Annotated in this window: 17 protein-coding genes, 1 tRNA gene and 1 other annotated feature; of the genes, 17 read left to right on the top strand and 1 reads right to left on the bottom strand. The window is 46.1% G+C overall.

The genetic code is table 11. The annotated features are described in order from the left end of the window. The first annotated feature begins 92 nt into the window (after nt 1-92). Nucleotides 93-317 (top strand) — a binding site (T-box leader). A gap of 159 nt (nt 318-476) precedes the next feature. The 15 genes from epsC to QVP35_RS03565 all read left to right on the top strand — a co-directional run bounded on the left by epsC (nt 477) and on the right by QVP35_RS03565 (nt 12,622). Continuing rightward, a complete protein-coding gene (epsC, locus tag QVP35_RS03635) occupies nt 477-1,160 on the top strand; it encodes a serine O-acetyltransferase EpsC (RefSeq protein WP_009290455.1) in 684 nt (227 codons plus the stop codon). Next, nucleotides 1,157-2,557 carry a cysteine--tRNA ligase gene (gene cysS, locus QVP35_RS03630; protein ID WP_009290456.1) on the top strand — a complete coding sequence of 467 codons (1,401 nt, stop codon included), beginning with the start codon at nt 1,157-1,159 and terminating at the stop codon, nt 2,555-2,557. Before epsC ends, cysS begins: the two co-directional genes overlap by 4 nt. Then, nucleotides 2,542-2,973: a Mini-ribonuclease 3 gene (locus QVP35_RS03625; protein ID WP_006565918.1), complete on the top strand. Its 432-nt coding sequence runs from the start codon at nt 2,542-2,544 to the stop codon at nt 2,971-2,973. Before cysS ends, QVP35_RS03625 begins: the two co-directional genes overlap by 16 nt. Further along, a complete protein-coding gene (rlmB, locus tag QVP35_RS03620; RefSeq protein ID WP_009290457.1) occupies nt 2,970-3,710 on the top strand; it encodes a 23S rRNA (guanosine(2251)-2'-O)-methyltransferase RlmB in 741 nt (246 codons plus the stop codon). The genes QVP35_RS03625 and rlmB overlap by 4 nt, the downstream gene beginning before the upstream one ends. 7 nt (nt 3,711-3,717) lie before the next feature. Next, a complete protein-coding gene (locus QVP35_RS03615; RefSeq protein ID WP_006565916.1) occupies nt 3,718-4,296 on the top strand; it encodes a sigma-70 family RNA polymerase sigma factor in 579 nt (192 codons plus the stop codon). Nucleotides 4,297-4,317: 21 nt separating this feature from the next. Further along, on the top strand, nt 4,318-5,022 hold the full coding sequence (locus QVP35_RS03610) for a metallophosphoesterase (RefSeq protein WP_009290458.1): 705 nt from the start codon (nt 4,318-4,320) through the stop codon (nt 5,020-5,022). A 49-nt stretch (nt 5,023-5,071) separates the two neighbouring features. Then, nucleotides 5,072-5,144, top strand: a tRNA-Thr gene (locus QVP35_RS03605). Nucleotides 5,145-5,363: 219 nt separating this feature from the next. Then, entirely contained in the window at nt 5,364-5,603 is a 240-nt protein-coding gene (locus QVP35_RS03600; protein ID WP_039930521.1) for a type II toxin-antitoxin system RelE family toxin, read from the top strand. A gap of 12 nt (nt 5,604-5,615) precedes the next feature. Beyond that, nucleotides 5,616-5,801: a hypothetical protein gene (locus tag QVP35_RS03595; RefSeq protein ID WP_009290459.1), complete on the top strand. Its 186-nt coding sequence runs from the start codon at nt 5,616-5,618 to the stop codon at nt 5,799-5,801. 203 nt (nt 5,802-6,004) lie between these two features. Further along, complete coding sequence (locus QVP35_RS03590) at nt 6,005-6,373, top strand: ACT domain-containing protein (RefSeq protein WP_009290460.1); 369 nt, start codon at nt 6,005-6,007, stop codon at nt 6,371-6,373. 114 nt (nt 6,374-6,487) lie between these two features. Beyond that, nucleotides 6,488-7,495: a tryptophan--tRNA ligase gene (gene trpS, locus QVP35_RS03585; RefSeq protein WP_022260806.1), complete on the top strand. Its 1,008-nt coding sequence runs from the start codon at nt 6,488-6,490 to the stop codon at nt 7,493-7,495. A 242-nt stretch (nt 7,496-7,737) separates the two neighbouring features. Continuing rightward, nucleotides 7,738-8,892: a BMP family ABC transporter substrate-binding protein gene (locus QVP35_RS03580; protein ID WP_022260805.1), complete on the top strand. Its 1,155-nt coding sequence runs from the start codon at nt 7,738-7,740 to the stop codon at nt 8,890-8,892. Nucleotides 8,893-9,031: 139 nt separating this feature from the next. Beyond that, nucleotides 9,032-10,588: an ABC transporter ATP-binding protein gene (locus tag QVP35_RS03575; RefSeq protein WP_022260804.1), complete on the top strand. Its 1,557-nt coding sequence runs from the start codon at nt 9,032-9,034 to the stop codon at nt 10,586-10,588. Beyond that, on the top strand, nt 10,575-11,669 hold the full coding sequence (locus tag QVP35_RS03570) for an ABC transporter permease (protein ID WP_006565906.1): 1,095 nt from the start codon (nt 10,575-10,577) through the stop codon (nt 11,667-11,669). Before QVP35_RS03575 ends, QVP35_RS03570 begins: the two co-directional genes overlap by 14 nt. Beyond that, nucleotides 11,666-12,622 carry an ABC transporter permease gene (locus tag QVP35_RS03565; protein ID WP_006565905.1) on the top strand — a complete coding sequence of 319 codons (957 nt, stop codon included), beginning with the start codon at nt 11,666-11,668 and terminating at the stop codon, nt 12,620-12,622. Before QVP35_RS03570 ends, QVP35_RS03565 begins: the two co-directional genes overlap by 4 nt. A 66-nt stretch (nt 12,623-12,688) precedes the next feature. Here QVP35_RS03565 and QVP35_RS03560 read toward each other — a convergent pair whose 3' ends face one another. After that, nucleotides 12,689-13,987 (bottom strand): polysaccharide biosynthesis protein, encoded by a 1,299-nt coding sequence (locus QVP35_RS03560; protein ID WP_006565904.1) that lies wholly within the window; start codon nt 13,985-13,987, stop codon nt 12,689-12,691. Between the two features lie 140 nt (nt 13,988-14,127). On the opposite strand from QVP35_RS03560, the gene QVP35_RS03555 reads away from it, so the two are divergent. Continuing rightward, nucleotides 14,128-14,586 (top strand): RrF2 family transcriptional regulator, encoded by a 459-nt coding sequence (locus QVP35_RS03555; protein WP_022260803.1) that lies wholly within the window; start codon nt 14,128-14,130, stop codon nt 14,584-14,586. An 8-nt stretch (nt 14,587-14,594) separates the two neighbouring features. Next, nucleotides 14,595-15,773 carry a cysteine desulfurase NifS gene (gene nifS, locus QVP35_RS03550; RefSeq protein ID WP_009290464.1) on the top strand — a complete coding sequence of 393 codons (1,179 nt, stop codon included), beginning with the start codon at nt 14,595-14,597 and terminating at the stop codon, nt 15,771-15,773. Nucleotides 15,774-15,815: the final 42 nt, after the last annotated feature.

Here is a 15,815-nt window from a genome sequence, read left to right as displayed (position 1 = left end):
GCTGCGGCCGGCGGAGTTATACATTTTAAACGTGTGGATATCAAATAACCCGGTTGACATTTTTATGGAAAGCACATAAACTATATGGTAAGTGAAATGCGCAGAACAGAAAGAGTACCTACACTGGAACTAACAGAGAGAAACTGTCACCGGCTGAAAGCAGTTTTTAGGAAATGTGTTGGGAATGCCTCTGGGAGCAGACAGGGCGAATCGACAGTAGTCCTGTACGTGGCCGGCGTTAACGGAAGGTTAAGGGAAAGCATCCTCAAGGATACTTTAAGTAAGAGTGGAACCGCGGATATAACTTCGTCTCTTTTTTGAGACGGAGTTTTTTATTACTTAGGAAAGCTCTGCGACCTTCCCTGTGAAAATAAAAACGCTCCGCGGGCTGTACACAGATGTGTAAGGAAATTATTTGACTGCGTCATTGGGAAGTTGAAGTGTGGGCTTGCCCACTTTGTTCTATGGAGGTAAGTATGGGCTTTAGAGAGTTTGCAAAAAGCCAGTTTGACATCATAAAGGACCGGGACCCGGCCCTTAAAAATCAAAAGGAAGTATATTTATATCCTTATGTAAAGGCTTTATACTGGTATCGGATCACCCATCGTATGTATAAGGAAGGAAATTTTTATAAGGCCAGAAAGATATCACAAAAGATTGCCCGAAAGACTGGGATTGAGATTCACCCGGGAGCACAGATAGGAAAAGGCCTGTTTATTGACCACGGACATGGGGTTGTCATCGGTGAGACTACGATCATCGGCGACAATGTGACGATTTACCAGGGAGTCACGCTGGGAGGCACCGGAAATGAAACCGGGAAGCGCCACCCTACCATCGAGGACAATGTTTTGATCAGCGCCGGTGCGAAAGTACTAGGATCGATCACGATTGGGAAGAATTCCAAAATAGGAGCGGGTTCCGTTGTAGTTTCCGATGTGCCTCCCAACTCCACCGTGGTCGGAGTGCCGGGCAGAGTGATCAAGAGAGACGGGACCAGGATTCAGAGCCTGGAGCTCAACCAGATCGATCTTCCGGACCCGGTTGACATGGATATTGAGAAGCTGGCAAAAGAAAACGCTGAGTTAAGAAGTGCACTGAATATATTTATGGAGCACTGCAAACGTGTAGAAGATGCTGCGAAAGGAGATAGAGAATGAAGATCTATAATACACTGACAAGAAAAAAAGAGGAGTTTGTACCGGTACACCCTGGGAAAGTGGGGATGTATGTGTGCGGCCCCACAGTTTATAACTATATTCATATCGGAAACGCACGGCCGATGATCATCTTTGATACGGTCCGCAGATATTTTGAATATAAAGGATATGATGTGAATTACGTCTCAAATTTTACAGATGTGGATGATAAGATCATCAAGAAAGCCAATGAGGAAGGCGTATCTGCCACAGAGATCGCAGAGCGTTACATTGAAGAGTGTAAAAAAGATATGGAAGGCTTAAACGTGAAGCCGGCGACCCATCAGCCGAAAGCCACGGAAGAGATCGACGGAATGATCCGTATGATCGGGACCTTGATTGAAAAAGGGCATGCCTACGAAGTAAATGGTACGGTTTACTTTAAAACCCGTTCTTTTGACGGATACGGAAAGCTTTCCAAAAAGAACATTGACGACTTGGAGGCAGGCCACAGGGATATTAAAGTCCGCGGGGAAGAAGGCAAACAAGATCCGCTTGATTTTGTGCTTTGGAAGCCGAAAAAAGAAGGTGAGATTGCATGGCCGTCTCCTTGGGGAGAAGGCCGCCCGGGATGGCATATCGAATGTTCCGAAATGTCGAAAAAGTATATCGGGGATACGATTGACATTCATGCGGGAGGAGAGGACTTGATTTTTCCTCATCACGAAAATGAAATTGCCCAGAGTGAAGCATGCAACGACGAATGTTTTGCAAACTACTGGATGCACAACGGGTTCTTAAATATCGACAATCAAAAGATGTCCAAATCGGCCGGCAACTTTTTTACTGTCAGAGAGATCAGTGAAAAATATCCGCTGCAGGTTATCCGGTTTTTCATGCTGAGCGCACATTACCGCAATCCGCTGAACTTCAGCGATACGCTTGTGGAATCTGCCAAGAACGGACTGGACCGCATCCTCACAGCGATTGATCTTGTAAGGGATCAGGCCGATAAACCGGAGACAGCTGCAGGAAAAGAAGAAGAGGCTAATCTTGAAGAAGCAAGGAAATTGGTCGGCAAGTTTGAGGAAGCTATGGAAGATGATTTCAACACGGCGGATGCGGTCTCTGCCATCTTTGAACTTGTGAAGCTGGCCAATACAACCGTAAAAGAGTCATCCTCTGATTATGCGGCAAAGCTCCTGGAAACCATGGAAACGCTGTGCGGAGTACTCGGAATCGAGACAAAGCAGGAAGAAGATATTCTGGATGAAGAGATTGAAAGGATGATTGAGGAACGGCAGCAGGCGAGAAAAGAAAAAGATTTTGCCAGAGCAGATGAGATCAGAGACGAACTGCTGGAAAAAGGGATTATTTTAAAGGATACAAGAGAAGGCGTAAAATGGAAACGAGCTTAATTGAGTTTATGACGAAGGGACTTGACCTGCCTCAAATGGACCCTAAGGCTTACTCACCCCTTGGGCTCGCCTACATCGGAGATGCGGTCTATGAGATCGCCGTTCGGACACTGGTTATCTCTGAAGGGAACATGAGTGTGAATAAGTATCACAAAAAATCCAGCAGTCTGGTGAAAGCTTCCGCTCAGGCAGGGGTTTATGATAATATTAAAGAAAAGCTCACAGACGAAGAGGCAGCCGTCTATAAGCGGGGCCGAAATGCCAAATCTGCTACGGCCGCAAAAAATGCTTCGATCGTGGAATACCGGATGGCCACAGGGGTCGAAGCCCTGATCGGATATCTGTACTTATCCGGGAGGACGGCACGGGCTTTGGAGCTGATTAAAATTGGATTAGATGTAGGAGAAAATGAATGAGTTACGAAGAATATCTGCTGGCGGGAAGAAATGCGGTGCTGGAGGCACTGAGGGCGGGAAAGCCCATTGATAAGATCTATATTCTGGACGGATGCCAGGACGGTCCCGTCCGGACGATCGTCCGGGAGGCAAAGAAGACAGACGCAGTTCTGAATTTTGTAGAAAAAGAACGTCTGGATCAGCTTACAAAGGAACATCATCAGGGCGTAGTCGCAATGGCTGCGGCCTATGAATATGGACAGATGGAAGATCTGTTTGCCAGGGCAGAGGAAAAGAAGGAAGATCCGTTTTTTATTCTACTGGACGGTATTGAAGATCCTCACAATCTGGGAGCTATCATAAGAACAGCAAATCTTGCCGGAGCCCATGGCGTTATCATTCCAAAAAGAAGGGCAGTGGGACTGACCCCGACGGTGGCAAAAACATCCGCAGGAGCGCTGAATTATACCCCGGTGGTCAAAGTGACCAACTTGTCAAATACGATGGAAGAACTGAAGGAGCGGGGATTATGGTTTGTCTGTGCTGATATGGACGGGGACATGATGTACCGCCAGAATTTAACCGGTCCTATTGGGCTGGTCATCGGAAACGAGGGCAGCGGTGTCAGCCGCCTTGTGAAGGAGAGGTGTGATTATACCGCTTCTATTCCGATGAACGGCGATATTGATTCTCTGAATGCATCGGTTGCAGCCGGCGTGCTGGCTTATGAGATCGTGAGGCAGAGGCTTTTAAAATAGGGGAACTATGAAAGACTTTGAACATTATTCTGACAGGGACCTGTTAAATGAGATAAAAAGCGGTGACGATCGGGCGATGGATTTTCTTCTGAACCGGTATGGGGGACTGGTGCGCAGGGAATCCAGGAAGTTCTTTCTGGCCGGAGCCGATGAGGAGGACTTGATCCAGGAAGGGATGATCGGTCTTTTTAAAGCTGTAAAAAATTATGATGACGAAAAGAACGCCTCCTTCTCTACATTTGCATCACTTTGTGTAAAACGGCAGATTTATACGACGGTGACGGCTTCCAAGAGAAAGAAACACGGTCCATTGAACAATTATATCTCACTGTTTAATGAACAGGGAGAGGAAGACCAGTTTATGGAAGAAGACACAAATCCGGAACAGGTTCTGATACAAAAGGAAAACATCTCTGACTATTATAAGAAAATTGAGACAAAGCTCAGCAGTTTTGAGAAAGATGTGATGGAACTTTATCTGAGCGGAGAGAATTATGTGGAGATCGCCGTAAAACTGGACAAACCGAAAAAGTCCATTGACAATGCGATTCAGAGGATCCGCAGAAAATTAGGGGAAGAAAGTTAATCACCCGGAGGGGGAGTATACATGCAGAATGTTTATGCGTTGTCCGATATTCACGGCCAGGGCCGGGCTTTTTTTGAGATGCTGGAGAAGATCCGTTTCTCTCCGGAAGATAAATTATATATTATCGGAGATGTGGTGGACCGCGGGCCGGATGGCATCCAGCTGCTGGAATATATAAGGGAACAGCCGAATATGGAACTTCTCATGGGAAATCATGAAGATATGTTTCTAAGAACGATGGATGACGAAGAGTCATGGTATGAGACGTGGATTTTTAACGGCGGAGGTGTTACGTTAGCTTCTCTTATGTCGTTTCCGAAAAAGGAGCAGGAGCAATGTATTGAGTTTGTGCGAAAGCTTCCTCTTTACCGGATGATCACAGTGGAGAACAAGCGTTATCTTTTGGTTCATGCAGGCATTGATGCAGCACTGGGAGATTCAGAGGATAAGATTTCACAGATGGACCGGGATAACCTTTTATGGATTCGCAGGGAGTTTTTCAATGCTGCCCTTGCCTGTCCGTATACCGTTGTTTTTGGACACACACCCACAGGTGCACTGCTTTATTATGCCGGGACTTTGACGGAAGAAGCAAGGGAACAGGCTGCCGCATTTCATATTACAAAATGGGATCACAGGATCGCCATTGACTGCGGAGCCGCCTACGGTGAAAATCTTGGCTGTCTGAGATTGAATGATCAGGAAGAATTTTATATAAAAATATGAAAAAATATTGACAAGATTCGATCGGTATGATAAATTTAATAACGGTCTTGCTGATGTGGCACAGGTGGTAGCGCACCTCATTGGTAGTGAGGAGGTCACGGGTTCAACTCCCGTCATCAGCTTATCGTAAGAAACGGCTCAAACCTTGATTTTATGCGGGTTTGAGTCGTTTTTTTTGCTTGAATGCTTTGTATGAAGAATAGGAAAATGATTTTGATATAATAATTTTAACGAGATTTTTTATTACATATATTTACAAAAAAATGATTTACTTTAAATTCCAAATATGTTAAAGTAGAATCATGAAATATACTTACAGTACCAAGAAAGGGGTTGGTACAATGAAAATAGAATATAAAAAGAAAGCTGTTAAATACATAAATAGTTGTGATAAATCAACTAAAAGACGCTTGAAAGACAGCATTGAGAAATTACCGCTCGGTGATGTAAAAAAATTAACTGGATATGAGTGTGAGTATAGATTAGGGGTTGGTAATTTGCGTGTGTTATTTACGTTTGAAAATGATATAATAACAATAAATGAGATAAGACCAAGGGGAAAAGCATATAAGAGGCTTTAGGAGGTGTAAACAATGAGCAGAGAAACAATAAAGAATTTGATTGACATGATAGATGAAAAGGATATAGATACAATTTACAAGGTAATTTTGAAATTTATTCCGGAAGTGAGTCCTGATCCGGATGAGATTGAAGCAATTGCAGAGGCAAAAGCAGACAGGAGTGCTACAATTTTGCATGAAGACATTCATTGGGATTAGTCATGTTAAACGTTTGCAGATGTAGGCCCTCTTTTACATGAGAAAATGGTAAATAAGAATAAGGTTATTATAAAAAGTACAATTTTATGCGGAGTTAAGAGGCACTGAAACACTAGAGATTATGAGGCGGGTTACTCGGCTACCCGTCTCTTTTTTTTAAATATTTCAGGAACATATAAATTGAAATATGGAGGTAATACAAAATGGAACTAAAGATTTTAAAACAGGATTTTTCCATCGGTAAGCTTCACGATGTTTCCCAGGCAGATTTACAAAATGAGTTTTGCTTTTTTGCTAAAACCGACCAGGAGAATTCACTGGTCTGCCCCACGGAGTTTATGCCTGACGACATGATCGAGAGAGAAGACGGCTGGAGGGCGTTCCGGATACAGGGAATCCTTGATTTTTCTCTGATTGGGATTTTGGCTGAAATATCTTCCATGCTGGCCGATCACAAAATCGGGATTTTTGTTATTTCTACTTATAATACGGATTATATACTGACCAAAGCCGAAAACTTTGAAAGAGCCGTCCGTGTTCTAGCGGATCATGGATATGAAATCACACATTGATTTTCCGGACTTGACTGAAAAGTTCTGTGAAAAGATTGCGCTGAATGTTTGGAAACTTTCCTGCAATATGATATGATGAATCCAGAGAAAATTTATGGAAGAAAGGAACGACAGATGTTAGACGGAAAGAAATCATTATTCAGTGGCATGCAGGCCACCGGTACTATTACATTGGGCAATTACCTGGGAGCATTAAAAAACTGGGTGGACATTGATAAAGATCAGTATATGTGTTTTTACAGTGTTGTGGACATGCATTCCATCACAGTAAGACAGGAGCCTTCGGAGCTGAGAAAAAGGGCCAGGAGCCTTTTGGCACTCTATATAGCGGCAGGACTTGATCCGGCAGAAAACTGTATTTATTACCAGTCACACGTTTCGGCACACGCAGAACTCATGTGGATCTTAAACTGCTTTACCTATATGGGGGAAATGAACCGGATGACTCAGTTTAAAGATAAGTCACAGAAGCATCCGGAAAATATCAACACAGGACTTTTCACTTATCCGGTCCTGATGGCAGCAGACATTTTGCTGTTTCAGTCTGATGTGGTGCCCGTGGGAAAAGACCAGATGCAGCATTTGGAGATCACCAGAGATATTGCTGAAAGATTTAACAAGATATACGGTGATGTATTCACGATTCCGGAAGCATATATCGGCAAAGTCGGACAGAAGATCATGAGCCTTCAGGAGCCGGAGAAAAAGATGTCCAAATCTGACGAGAATGCCAATGCACACATTCTGCTTCTGGATGATCCGGACACGATCATGAGGAAGTTTAAGAAGGCGGTGACGGACTCCGAGGCATGTATTGCTTATTCAGAAGAAAAGCCAGGCATTAAAAATCTGCTGGATATTTACTGCGCGATCAACGGAAAGAAACCCGAGGAAGCAGTGGCTGAATTTGAAGGCATGGGATACGGAAAGCTGAAAGAGCGGGTTGGAGAAGTGGTTGTGGAAGAACTGCGGCCGATTCAGGAACGCTATAACGACATTATGAAGAATAAAGATTATTTAAATAAGATCATAAAAGATAATGGGGAAAAGGCTTCTTACTATGCAGCGAAGACCTTGAGAAAGGTACAGCACAAAGTGGGATTCCCTGACCGTATCCGCTGATATGTGCGGAATATGAGTACAAAACAGCAAGATCCGGTGCGGGCAGCTTTCAGAGGCTGCTTTCACCGGATTTTTTGATGCAAAAGAAAAGTTTATATTGCCTGCCATTTGAGACCTGAATAGGCAAAAGTATCTTGCAGTGGACAGGCGCTTTTGTTATAATTTTAATATCATTTAATGCGCACAGGCGCAGTTTTGGCATCCGTGCACAAGACGGAAGCCAGGCAGAAGGAGGAAGGTTCATGAAGAAAAAAGTTTTAAAAGTCACTGGTATTATTTTGTCGTTAGTGCTTGTCCTTGGATTGATGACAGGCTGCGGTTCCAAGAAGACGACAACTGACAAGAAGGAGGAGAAAAAACAGTTCAAGATTGCCAAAAAAGATCTCAAGATCGGAGTGATCCATATTTCCGACCCTTCCGAGGGATCAGGGTACACTTACACACATGATCAGGGTATCATAACAATGCAGAAGAAGCTGGGCCTGAAAGACAATCAGATCGTGCGCAAGACCAATATCACAGACACAGACCCGACTAAGACAGAGACTGCGATCAAAGAGTGTATCGAAGACGGATGCAACGTGATCTTTGGTACAAGCTGGGGCTACATGGACACGATGGAAGCTATGGCAAAAGAGTATCCTGATGTAGTATTCTCCCACGGAACCGGATATAAGAAGAATGATTCCAACTTTAACAACTATTTCGGAAGAATCTATCAGGCAAGATATTTAAGCGGTATCGCGGCAGGCCTTAAGACGAAGAGCAACAAGATCGGATATGTTGCGGCTATGGGCAAGGACAATGCCGAGGTGACCGGAGGCGTGGATGCGTTTGCCATGGGTATTTACTCTGTAAATAAAAAGGCAAAAGTATATGTAAAAGTGACAAACAGCTGGTTTAACCCGAATGAAGAGACAAATGCGGCAAAAGCCCTGATCTCCCAGGGATGTGACGTGATCGGACAGCACTGTGATACGCCGAACCCACAGCTGGAAGCGGAAAAAGCAGGCGTATGGGGTGTCGGATATAACTCTGATATGACAAAAGATGCTCCGAAAGCTACGCTGACATCTACGATCTGGCACTGGGGTGCTTACTATACAGAGGCAGTTCAGGAACTCATCGACGGAACATGGAAGCCGGAAGTTTACTACGGCGGCATGAAAGAGGGACTGGTTGACATCGCTCCGCTTAACAAGAAACTGATCGCTCCGGGTACGGAAAAGAAGATCGAGGAGGCAAAAGAAAAGATGCTTTCCGGCGACTTCAATGTATTTGACGGTGTCATCGAGACCAACGACGGCAAGAAGGTCGGCAAAAAGGGCGAAACTTTAAGCGACGAAGACATCAAAGGAAAAATCAACTGGTACTTCAAAAACATCGTTGTAAAATAAGCAGCGCAGCAGAAATTTCCATGAGAGTCATGGATGAATGAGAAGGGCATTGTATATTCTGAATCAGAAGGCAGTGCCCTTCTTTCTTGGAACTCAATGAAAGAAGAGAGGCAGAAAACACATGATACGAGGTGATGAAATGGCACAGGAGAAGAAGGATACATATGCCATAGAGTGCAGAGGCATCCGAAAGACTTTTGGGAGTGTTGTGGCAAACAATAACGTAGATCTGGATGTAAAATATGGTGAAATCCTTGCCCTGCTCGGAGAAAACGGTTCAGGAAAGACGACTCTGATGAACATGCTCTCCGGGATCTACCACCCGGATTCCGGAACCATCAGGATCGGAGGACAGGAAGTCTCCATCAATTCTCCGACGGATGCGATCGGACTGGGAATCGGCATGATCCACCAGCATTTTAAGCTGGTAGATGTGCACAGTGCGATGGACAACATTGTACTTGGGACAAAGGAGAAGAGAATCCGGCCGAAAGAGCTGAAAGCAAAGATCGAGGAGATCAGTTCAAAATTCGGTTTGGAGGTCGACCCGGAAAAGAAGATCTACAACATGTCGGTCAGCGAAAAACAGACTGTGGAAATCCTGAAAGTCTTATACAGGGGAGCAAGTATTCTGATTCTGGATGAGCCGACGGCGGTGCTCACACCCCAGGAGACAGAAAAGCTGTTTGCAATTCTTCGGAGAATGAAAGAGCAGGGCTGTGCCATCGTCATCATTACCCATAAACTGAATGAGGTGCTGGCCATCAGCGACCGTGTTGCGATTCTCCGAAAAGGGGAGAGCATCGGAACTGTGGACACAAAGAACAGCGATGAGAAAAAGCTGACAGAACTGATGGTGGGACGTCCTGTGACACTGGAGATCGACCGTCCCGAAAGGAAGGCCGATGCAGTTCCCGAAATCGTCATCCGGAATCTGAATGTCGACCGTCCGGACGGCACACCGGGACTTACCGATGTGAATTTTGAACTGATGGAAGGTGAGATCTTAGGAGTGGCGGGGATCGCCGGAAGCGGCCAGAAAGAGCTGTGTGAGGCAATCACGGGGCTTACGGAGATCAAAGAAGGAAGCATCGTTCACAGAGACGAAGAACTGGTGGGCATGACGTTTAAGGACATCCGAAGCCGCGGCATCCGCATTTCCTTTGTGCCGGAAGACCGGCTTGGCATGGGACTGGTGGCGTCTATGGGGATGGTGGACAATGTCCTCCTGAAACACTACCAGGATCAGAAAGGTATTTTTATAGACCGGAAAACGCCGAGGAAGATGGCAGAAGAAATGGTGAAGGAACTTGGCATCCTGACTCCGAGTGTGGATACGCCGGTGCGGATGCTGTCCGGAGGGAACGTACAGAAAGTACTTTTGGGCAGAGAGATCATCGCAGAGCCGAATGTACTCCTTACTGCCTACCCGGTCCGCGGACTGGATATCAATTCTTCTTATACTGTATATGACCTTCTCAATGAGCAGAAGAAAAAGGGTGTGGCAGTGCTGCTGGTGGGAGAAGACCTGGATGTGCTCTTATCTATCAGCGACCGCATTTTGGTACTCTGTCATGGAGAGGTCTCCGGTATCGTGGATGCGAGAAAGACGACAAAAGAAGAAGTCGGCCTGCTAATGACAGGGGTAAACGGAACGAAAGAGAAGAAGGAGGAGAACACAGATGGAAGCAAGTAAGAAGACAGGAAGGGAGCCGCTGCTGCGTACAGTGAAACGGGCGGAGCTGTCACAAAAAAAGACCATGATCCTGCGCGCTGCTTCCGTGCTGCTTGCCCTGCTGGCAGGAGGGATCTTCCTTCTGATCATCGGTTTTAACCCATTTACTGTGTATCAGACGATTATAAGCGGAGCCTTCCGGAGTGAGATGGCAGTCCAGGCTACGATCCGCATCATGATACCGCTGCTGATCTCTTCTCTGGGCGTTACTATGGCGTTTAAGATGAGGTTCTGGAATATTGGGGCAGAGGGGCAGATCATTATGGGAGCAATTTTTGCCACCTATTTTGCGCTGTATCAAAATGCGATGCCTCATGTTCTTCTGCTGATCGTTATGTTTTTATTCAGTGTGATCGGGGGAGGGCTGTTCGGCTTGATACCGGCGTTTTTCAAGGCGAAGTTCAATACCAATGAAACATTGTTTACGCTGATGCTGAATTACATCGCCCTGAATGTGATCGTGTATCTGAGAGACGGTCCGTGGAAAGATCCGGCTTCCTCCGGATTTCCGAAGATCGCAAGGTTTGATATTAACGCACAGCTGGATTCGGTTCTGGGTGTCCAGGCCGGCTGGATCATTGCTTTGGTGCTCACTGCGATCGTTTATATTTATCTGAAATATACGAAGCAGGGATATGAGATCTCCGTAGTGGGAGACAGCCATGCCACAGCCAAATATGCAGGAATTCCGGTAAAGCGTGTGATGCTGCGGACGATGTTTTTCAGCGGTGCTATCTGCGGTATTGCGGGTATGGTGCAGGCAACGGGCTCCGACATGACATTGGCAACCTCTGTGGCAGGAGGAGTCGGATTTACGGCGATCATCGTAGCGTGGCTGGCACGCCTGAATCCGGCTGGAATCGTGATCGTGTCTTTCCTGTTTAGTATTCTGGAGAAGGGAAGCAGTGTGATGCAGTCTACCTACGGGCTTTCCAGCTATTCCGCGGATGTTCTTCAGGGAATCATCCTGTTTTTTGTTCTCGGATGTGAGTTTTTTGTTCGTTATAAATTTGTCGGAAGAAAAGGAGGTGCCGGAAAATGAATACGGTATTGAATCTGTTTGTGGCAGCAGTGCTGGCCGGCACGCCTCTGCTGTTTGGCACGGTCGGTGAGATCATGAACGAAAAGGTCGGACATCTGAACCTGGGTGTAGAAGGCATGATGTCAATAGGTGCATGTGCAGGATTTATGGTCGGCTATCAGACAGACAATGTGGTGTTTGCCCTTCTGGCCGCATTTGCTGCCGGAGTAGCCGCGGCGCTGATCTATGCGGTCCTCACGATTACGTTTATGGCGGATCAGAATGTAACCGGACTGACACTGACCATATTTGGAGTGGGTCTTGCAAACTTTATCGGCGAATATATGCTGAATCACTCTGCCACCCAGTCATTAAAACTGCCGGAACACATTTCTGCACAGATTGCAAATCTGCATATCCCTGTGCTGAGTGATATTCCGGTCTTGGGAAAACTGCTGTTTTCCTACAATATCTTTGTCTATATCGGTATTGTGACAGCCGTGATCTGCTGGTACTATCTGCAGAAGACAAAAACCGGGCTCAATGTCCGGGCAGTGGGAGAAAATCCCGGGGCTGCAGATGCGGCCGGGATCAGAGTTATCCGCGCCAAGTATATCAACGTACTGATCGGCGGAGGAATCTGCGGTATCGGAGGAGCCTATTCGGCCATGATCATCTGCGGAGGTGTTTGGATCAGCAACTGTGTCAACGGATTGGGCTGGATCTCTGTTGCACTTGTCATCTTTGCATCGTGGAGTCCGGTGAAAGCGATCTATGGATCTCTGGCTTTCGGCTGCTTCAGTGTTCTGAAATACTATGTGCCGAAGAGCATCATCAGTATACCGAATGCATTTTATGATATGCTCCCATTCGTGATTACGGCGCTTGTACTTGTAATTTCCTCTGTAAGACAGTCAAAAGAAAATAATCAGCCGGCATCCTGCGGGACAAACTATTTCCGGGAAGAACGGTAAGAAAAAAGGAATCTCTGAAAAAAGAGGTTCCTTTCTTGCTTTTAAAAGCCAGGAGCTGTATGGGGTTCATTTTATTTTCCGGTAATGCATGATGACCACCAGAAGAGTGCTTGCCATCAGTCCCCAGAGATATCCGTTAATCCCTACCAGCGGGACCACAAATACGATAAAAGCGATCCTGAGCAGGAGGGAGACGGAATTGTTAAACAGCGTGGTTTTGGTCTTCCCAAGGCCGTTTAAAATACTGGACAGAGTTCCGGAAAGATAAAGCACCGGACACAAAAAGGAGAGCATCCTTAAGAACATGCCTGCCTCTTTGCTGTGGAATACTATCAGTCCGATCGACGGCCCCAGAGTAAAAAATAAAAAGAAGCTTACGATCCCCAGCAGAAAGCAAAAGGAAAGGGAGTATTTGGTGGCCCTATGTAATGTGCGGTAATCCTGTTCCGCTGTCGCGGCTGACACTTTCGGAAGAAGCATCACCGAGATAGAGTTGGTGATGCTGGACGGAAAGTTGATAAAAGGAATCGCCATTCCGGTCAGGATTCCATATACCTCTACCGAATAGTGTTGGTTGCAGTAAAACCTGGTCAGCATCAGCGGGATCAGAATGTTTTCCAGACTCTGCAGCAGTGTGATGGAGAGAGAGTTGCAGGTCAGAGGAAAACTTAATGAGAGCAGGCTGCCAAAAAGCTTTCTGGAAGAAGCCGCAGGCAGCCCGCTGCTTTGCCGTTTTGTCTTTAAAAGGTGATAAATGACAGTGTAAAGGCAGGAAGCCATTTCCCCGGCTACCATGCCGAGTACTGCAATTAACGCGGGTGTCTCAAGCTTTAAAAAGAAGGTGACAGAGACTGCATAAATGCCCAATATCCGGGAAATCTGCTCAATGCAAAGAGAGACGGACGGGAGGCCGGGTTTGCCGAGACCGATGTGGTAACTATGGATACATGCTTTTACACCCACAAACGGCATAGCAAAGACAGCGGCTTTGAGGCAGGGGATGCAGTCTTTTTCGTGGAGAAATTTCATGCAGAGCTCGTCGGCAAAGAAATAAAAGAAACAGGCACAGATCACAGAGAGCAGGATCGTGACGGCTAAAGTGATCTTCAGTATTTTTCTGCAGTTTTCCGGACGGCCTTTAGCCATCTGGGCGGCGACGATCTGAGACAGGGCAGTCTCGTATCCGTGAAAACAGAGGGCAAAACCCACCAGGTAAATAGGAAAAATTAATTGATAGACTCCCATCTGGTGGGCACCAATTAATCCAGCCAGAAATATTCTATTATAGAATCCAATAAATCTGGAAAAAATATTAGCGGCTGTTAAAATTAATGTACCTTGTACAAAAGGGCTGGATTTTTTCATAAGAACTCCCCGATTGATATTGTTCTATTGTATGTCAAGAAATACGCGGTTATGATTGGGATTGTGTTGACATCGGAAGTCCTAGGTGATAACATAGCAGTGTGATATCCGACTATTTTGGTCGGGATTGGAGTGGTGAGATGAAATTATCAACAAAAGGAAGATACGGCCTTCGTGCGATCGTAGATATTGCAGTGTTCGGGGAGAAGGAACCTGCGGCTGTCAGCGCGATATCAGAGCGGCAGGATATATCCATTCGGTATCTGGAGCAGCTTCTTTCCAAGTTAAAGAAGGCGGGGCTTGTAAAAAGCATCCGGGGAGCCCAGGGAGGATATGTTCTGGCGGGAAATGCAGAAGATATTTCAGTCGGAGACGTGCTGAGGGCACTGGAAGGCGATCTGACGCCGGTAGACTGTACAGAACTTACCGATACAGAGGAAACATGCAGCGGCTCTAAGTACTGCGTGACAAAAACTGTGTGGAAAAGGATCAATGACAGCATTGCCAAAACAGTGGATTCTATTTATTTAGATGAGCTGGCGGACGAGGCAAGAGCTGTCCAGCAGGGGAAACCGGCGGAACGAAATTGTGAAAGATAGGAGAAGTTATGGAAAAGATCATATATTTAGACCATGCGGCAACAACACCGGCGAGACCGGAAGTAGTAGAAGCGATGATGCCATATTTTACGGAGAAATTCTGGAATCCGTCCAGCGTCTATTCACCGGCTGCTGAGGCGAAAAAGGCAGTCAATGAAGTAAGGGACAGGATTGCCGAATCTCTGGGCACACAAAGCCAGGATATTTATTTTACGGCCGGCGGCTCTGAGGCGGACAACTGGGCCATCAAGGAGACTGCCGAAGCCTATGCCTCAAAGGGAAAACACATCATTACAAGCAAGATCGAGCACCATGCGGTTCTTCACACCTGCCAGTATCTGGAGAGAAACGGTTATGAGGTGACCTATCTGGATGTGGATGAGAACGGATATATTAAGCTGGATCAGTTAAAAGCGGCGATTCGCCCGGATACGATTCTGATCACTGTCATGTTTGCCAACAATGAGATAGGAACGATCCAGCCGGTGAAAGAGATCGGAGCGATTGCAAAAGAACACGGCGTTCTGTTCCATACAGATGCGGTACAGGCATACGGACAGGTACCGATCAATGTAGATGAGATGAATATTGATATGCTGAGTGCCAGCGGCCATAAGCTGAACGGACCGAAGGGAATCGGATTTATGTATATCCGCAAAGGACTGAAACTTCGCTCATTTATCCACGGAGGAGCGCAGGAGCGTAAGCGCCGGGCCGGAACAGAGAATGTGACAGGCATTGTGGGATTCGGAAAGGCCGTTGAGATCGCTTTTGAGACAATGGAGGAGAGAACTGCCAAGGAACAGGAGCTGAGGGATTATGCGGTCCGCAGGATTCTGGCAGAGATCCCGTACTGCCGCTTAAACGGAGGAAGAGACAAAAGGCTTCCCAACAATATTAATATCAGTTTTCAGTTTATTGAGGGCGAATCCCTTCTGATCATGCTCGATATGGCAGGAATCTGTGCTTCCAGCGGATCAGCCTGCACGTCCGGTTCACTGGACCCGTCACATGTACTGTTAGCCATTGGACTTCCTCACGAGATTGCACATGGATCTCTCAGGATGACTCTGGGGGAAGAAACAACCAAAGAGGATATGGATTTTGTTGTGGAGAAATTAAAAGAGATCGTAGATAAGCTGCGAAAAATGTCTCCGCTGTATGAAGATTTTGTAAAGAAACATTAAACGGGTTTTTTGCCTGATTTATATTTAGAAGAAAAACAGGAG

It is taken from the genome of Anaerostipes sp. CAG:276, from assembly GCF_000432215.1.
Classification (GTDB): Bacteria; Bacillota; Clostridia; order Lachnospirales; family Lachnospiraceae; genus Anaerostipes; species Anaerostipes caccae.
Note: the sequence above shows the minus strand (reverse complement) of the source record. Positions and strands in the feature narration are given on the sequence as shown.

Coding starts and splice junctions, on each gene's coding strand:
- epsC (WP_009290455.1), top strand. CDS start 477: ATGGGCTTTAGAGAGTTTGCAAAAAGCCAGTTTGACATCATAAAGGAC.
- rlmB (WP_009290457.1), top strand. CDS start 2,970: ATGAGTTACGAAGAATATCTGCTGGCGGGAAGAAATGCGGTGCTGGAG.
- QVP35_RS03595 (WP_009290459.1), top strand. CDS start 5,616: ATGAGCAGAGAAACAATAAAGAATTTGATTGACATGATAGATGAAAAG.
- QVP35_RS03565 (WP_006565905.1), top strand. CDS start 11,666: ATGAATACGGTATTGAATCTGTTTGTGGCAGCAGTGCTGGCCGGCACG.
- cysS (WP_009290456.1), top strand. CDS start 1,157: ATGAAGATCTATAATACACTGACAAGAAAAAAAGAGGAGTTTGTACCG.
- QVP35_RS03580 (WP_022260805.1), top strand. CDS start 7,738: ATGAAGAAAAAAGTTTTAAAAGTCACTGGTATTATTTTGTCGTTAGTG.
- QVP35_RS03625 (WP_006565918.1), top strand. CDS start 2,542: ATGGAAACGAGCTTAATTGAGTTTATGACGAAGGGACTTGACCTGCCT.
- QVP35_RS03560 (WP_006565904.1), bottom strand. CDS start 13,987: ATGAAAAAATCCAGCCCTTTTGTACAAGGTACATTAATTTTAACAGCC.
- trpS (WP_022260806.1), top strand. CDS start 6,488: ATGTTAGACGGAAAGAAATCATTATTCAGTGGCATGCAGGCCACCGGT.
- QVP35_RS03570 (WP_006565906.1), top strand. CDS start 10,575: ATGGAAGCAAGTAAGAAGACAGGAAGGGAGCCGCTGCTGCGTACAGTG.
- QVP35_RS03610 (WP_009290458.1), top strand. CDS start 4,318: ATGCAGAATGTTTATGCGTTGTCCGATATTCACGGCCAGGGCCGGGCT.
- QVP35_RS03615 (WP_006565916.1), top strand. CDS start 3,718: ATGAAAGACTTTGAACATTATTCTGACAGGGACCTGTTAAATGAGATA.
- QVP35_RS03590 (WP_009290460.1), top strand. CDS start 6,005: ATGGAACTAAAGATTTTAAAACAGGATTTTTCCATCGGTAAGCTTCAC.
- QVP35_RS03600 (WP_039930521.1), top strand. CDS start 5,364: ATGAAAATAGAATATAAAAAGAAAGCTGTTAAATACATAAATAGTTGT.
- nifS (WP_009290464.1), top strand. CDS start 14,595: ATGGAAAAGATCATATATTTAGACCATGCGGCAACAACACCGGCGAGA.
- QVP35_RS03575 (WP_022260804.1), top strand. CDS start 9,032: ATGGCACAGGAGAAGAAGGATACATATGCCATAGAGTGCAGAGGCATC.
- QVP35_RS03555 (WP_022260803.1), top strand. CDS start 14,128: ATGAAATTATCAACAAAAGGAAGATACGGCCTTCGTGCGATCGTAGAT.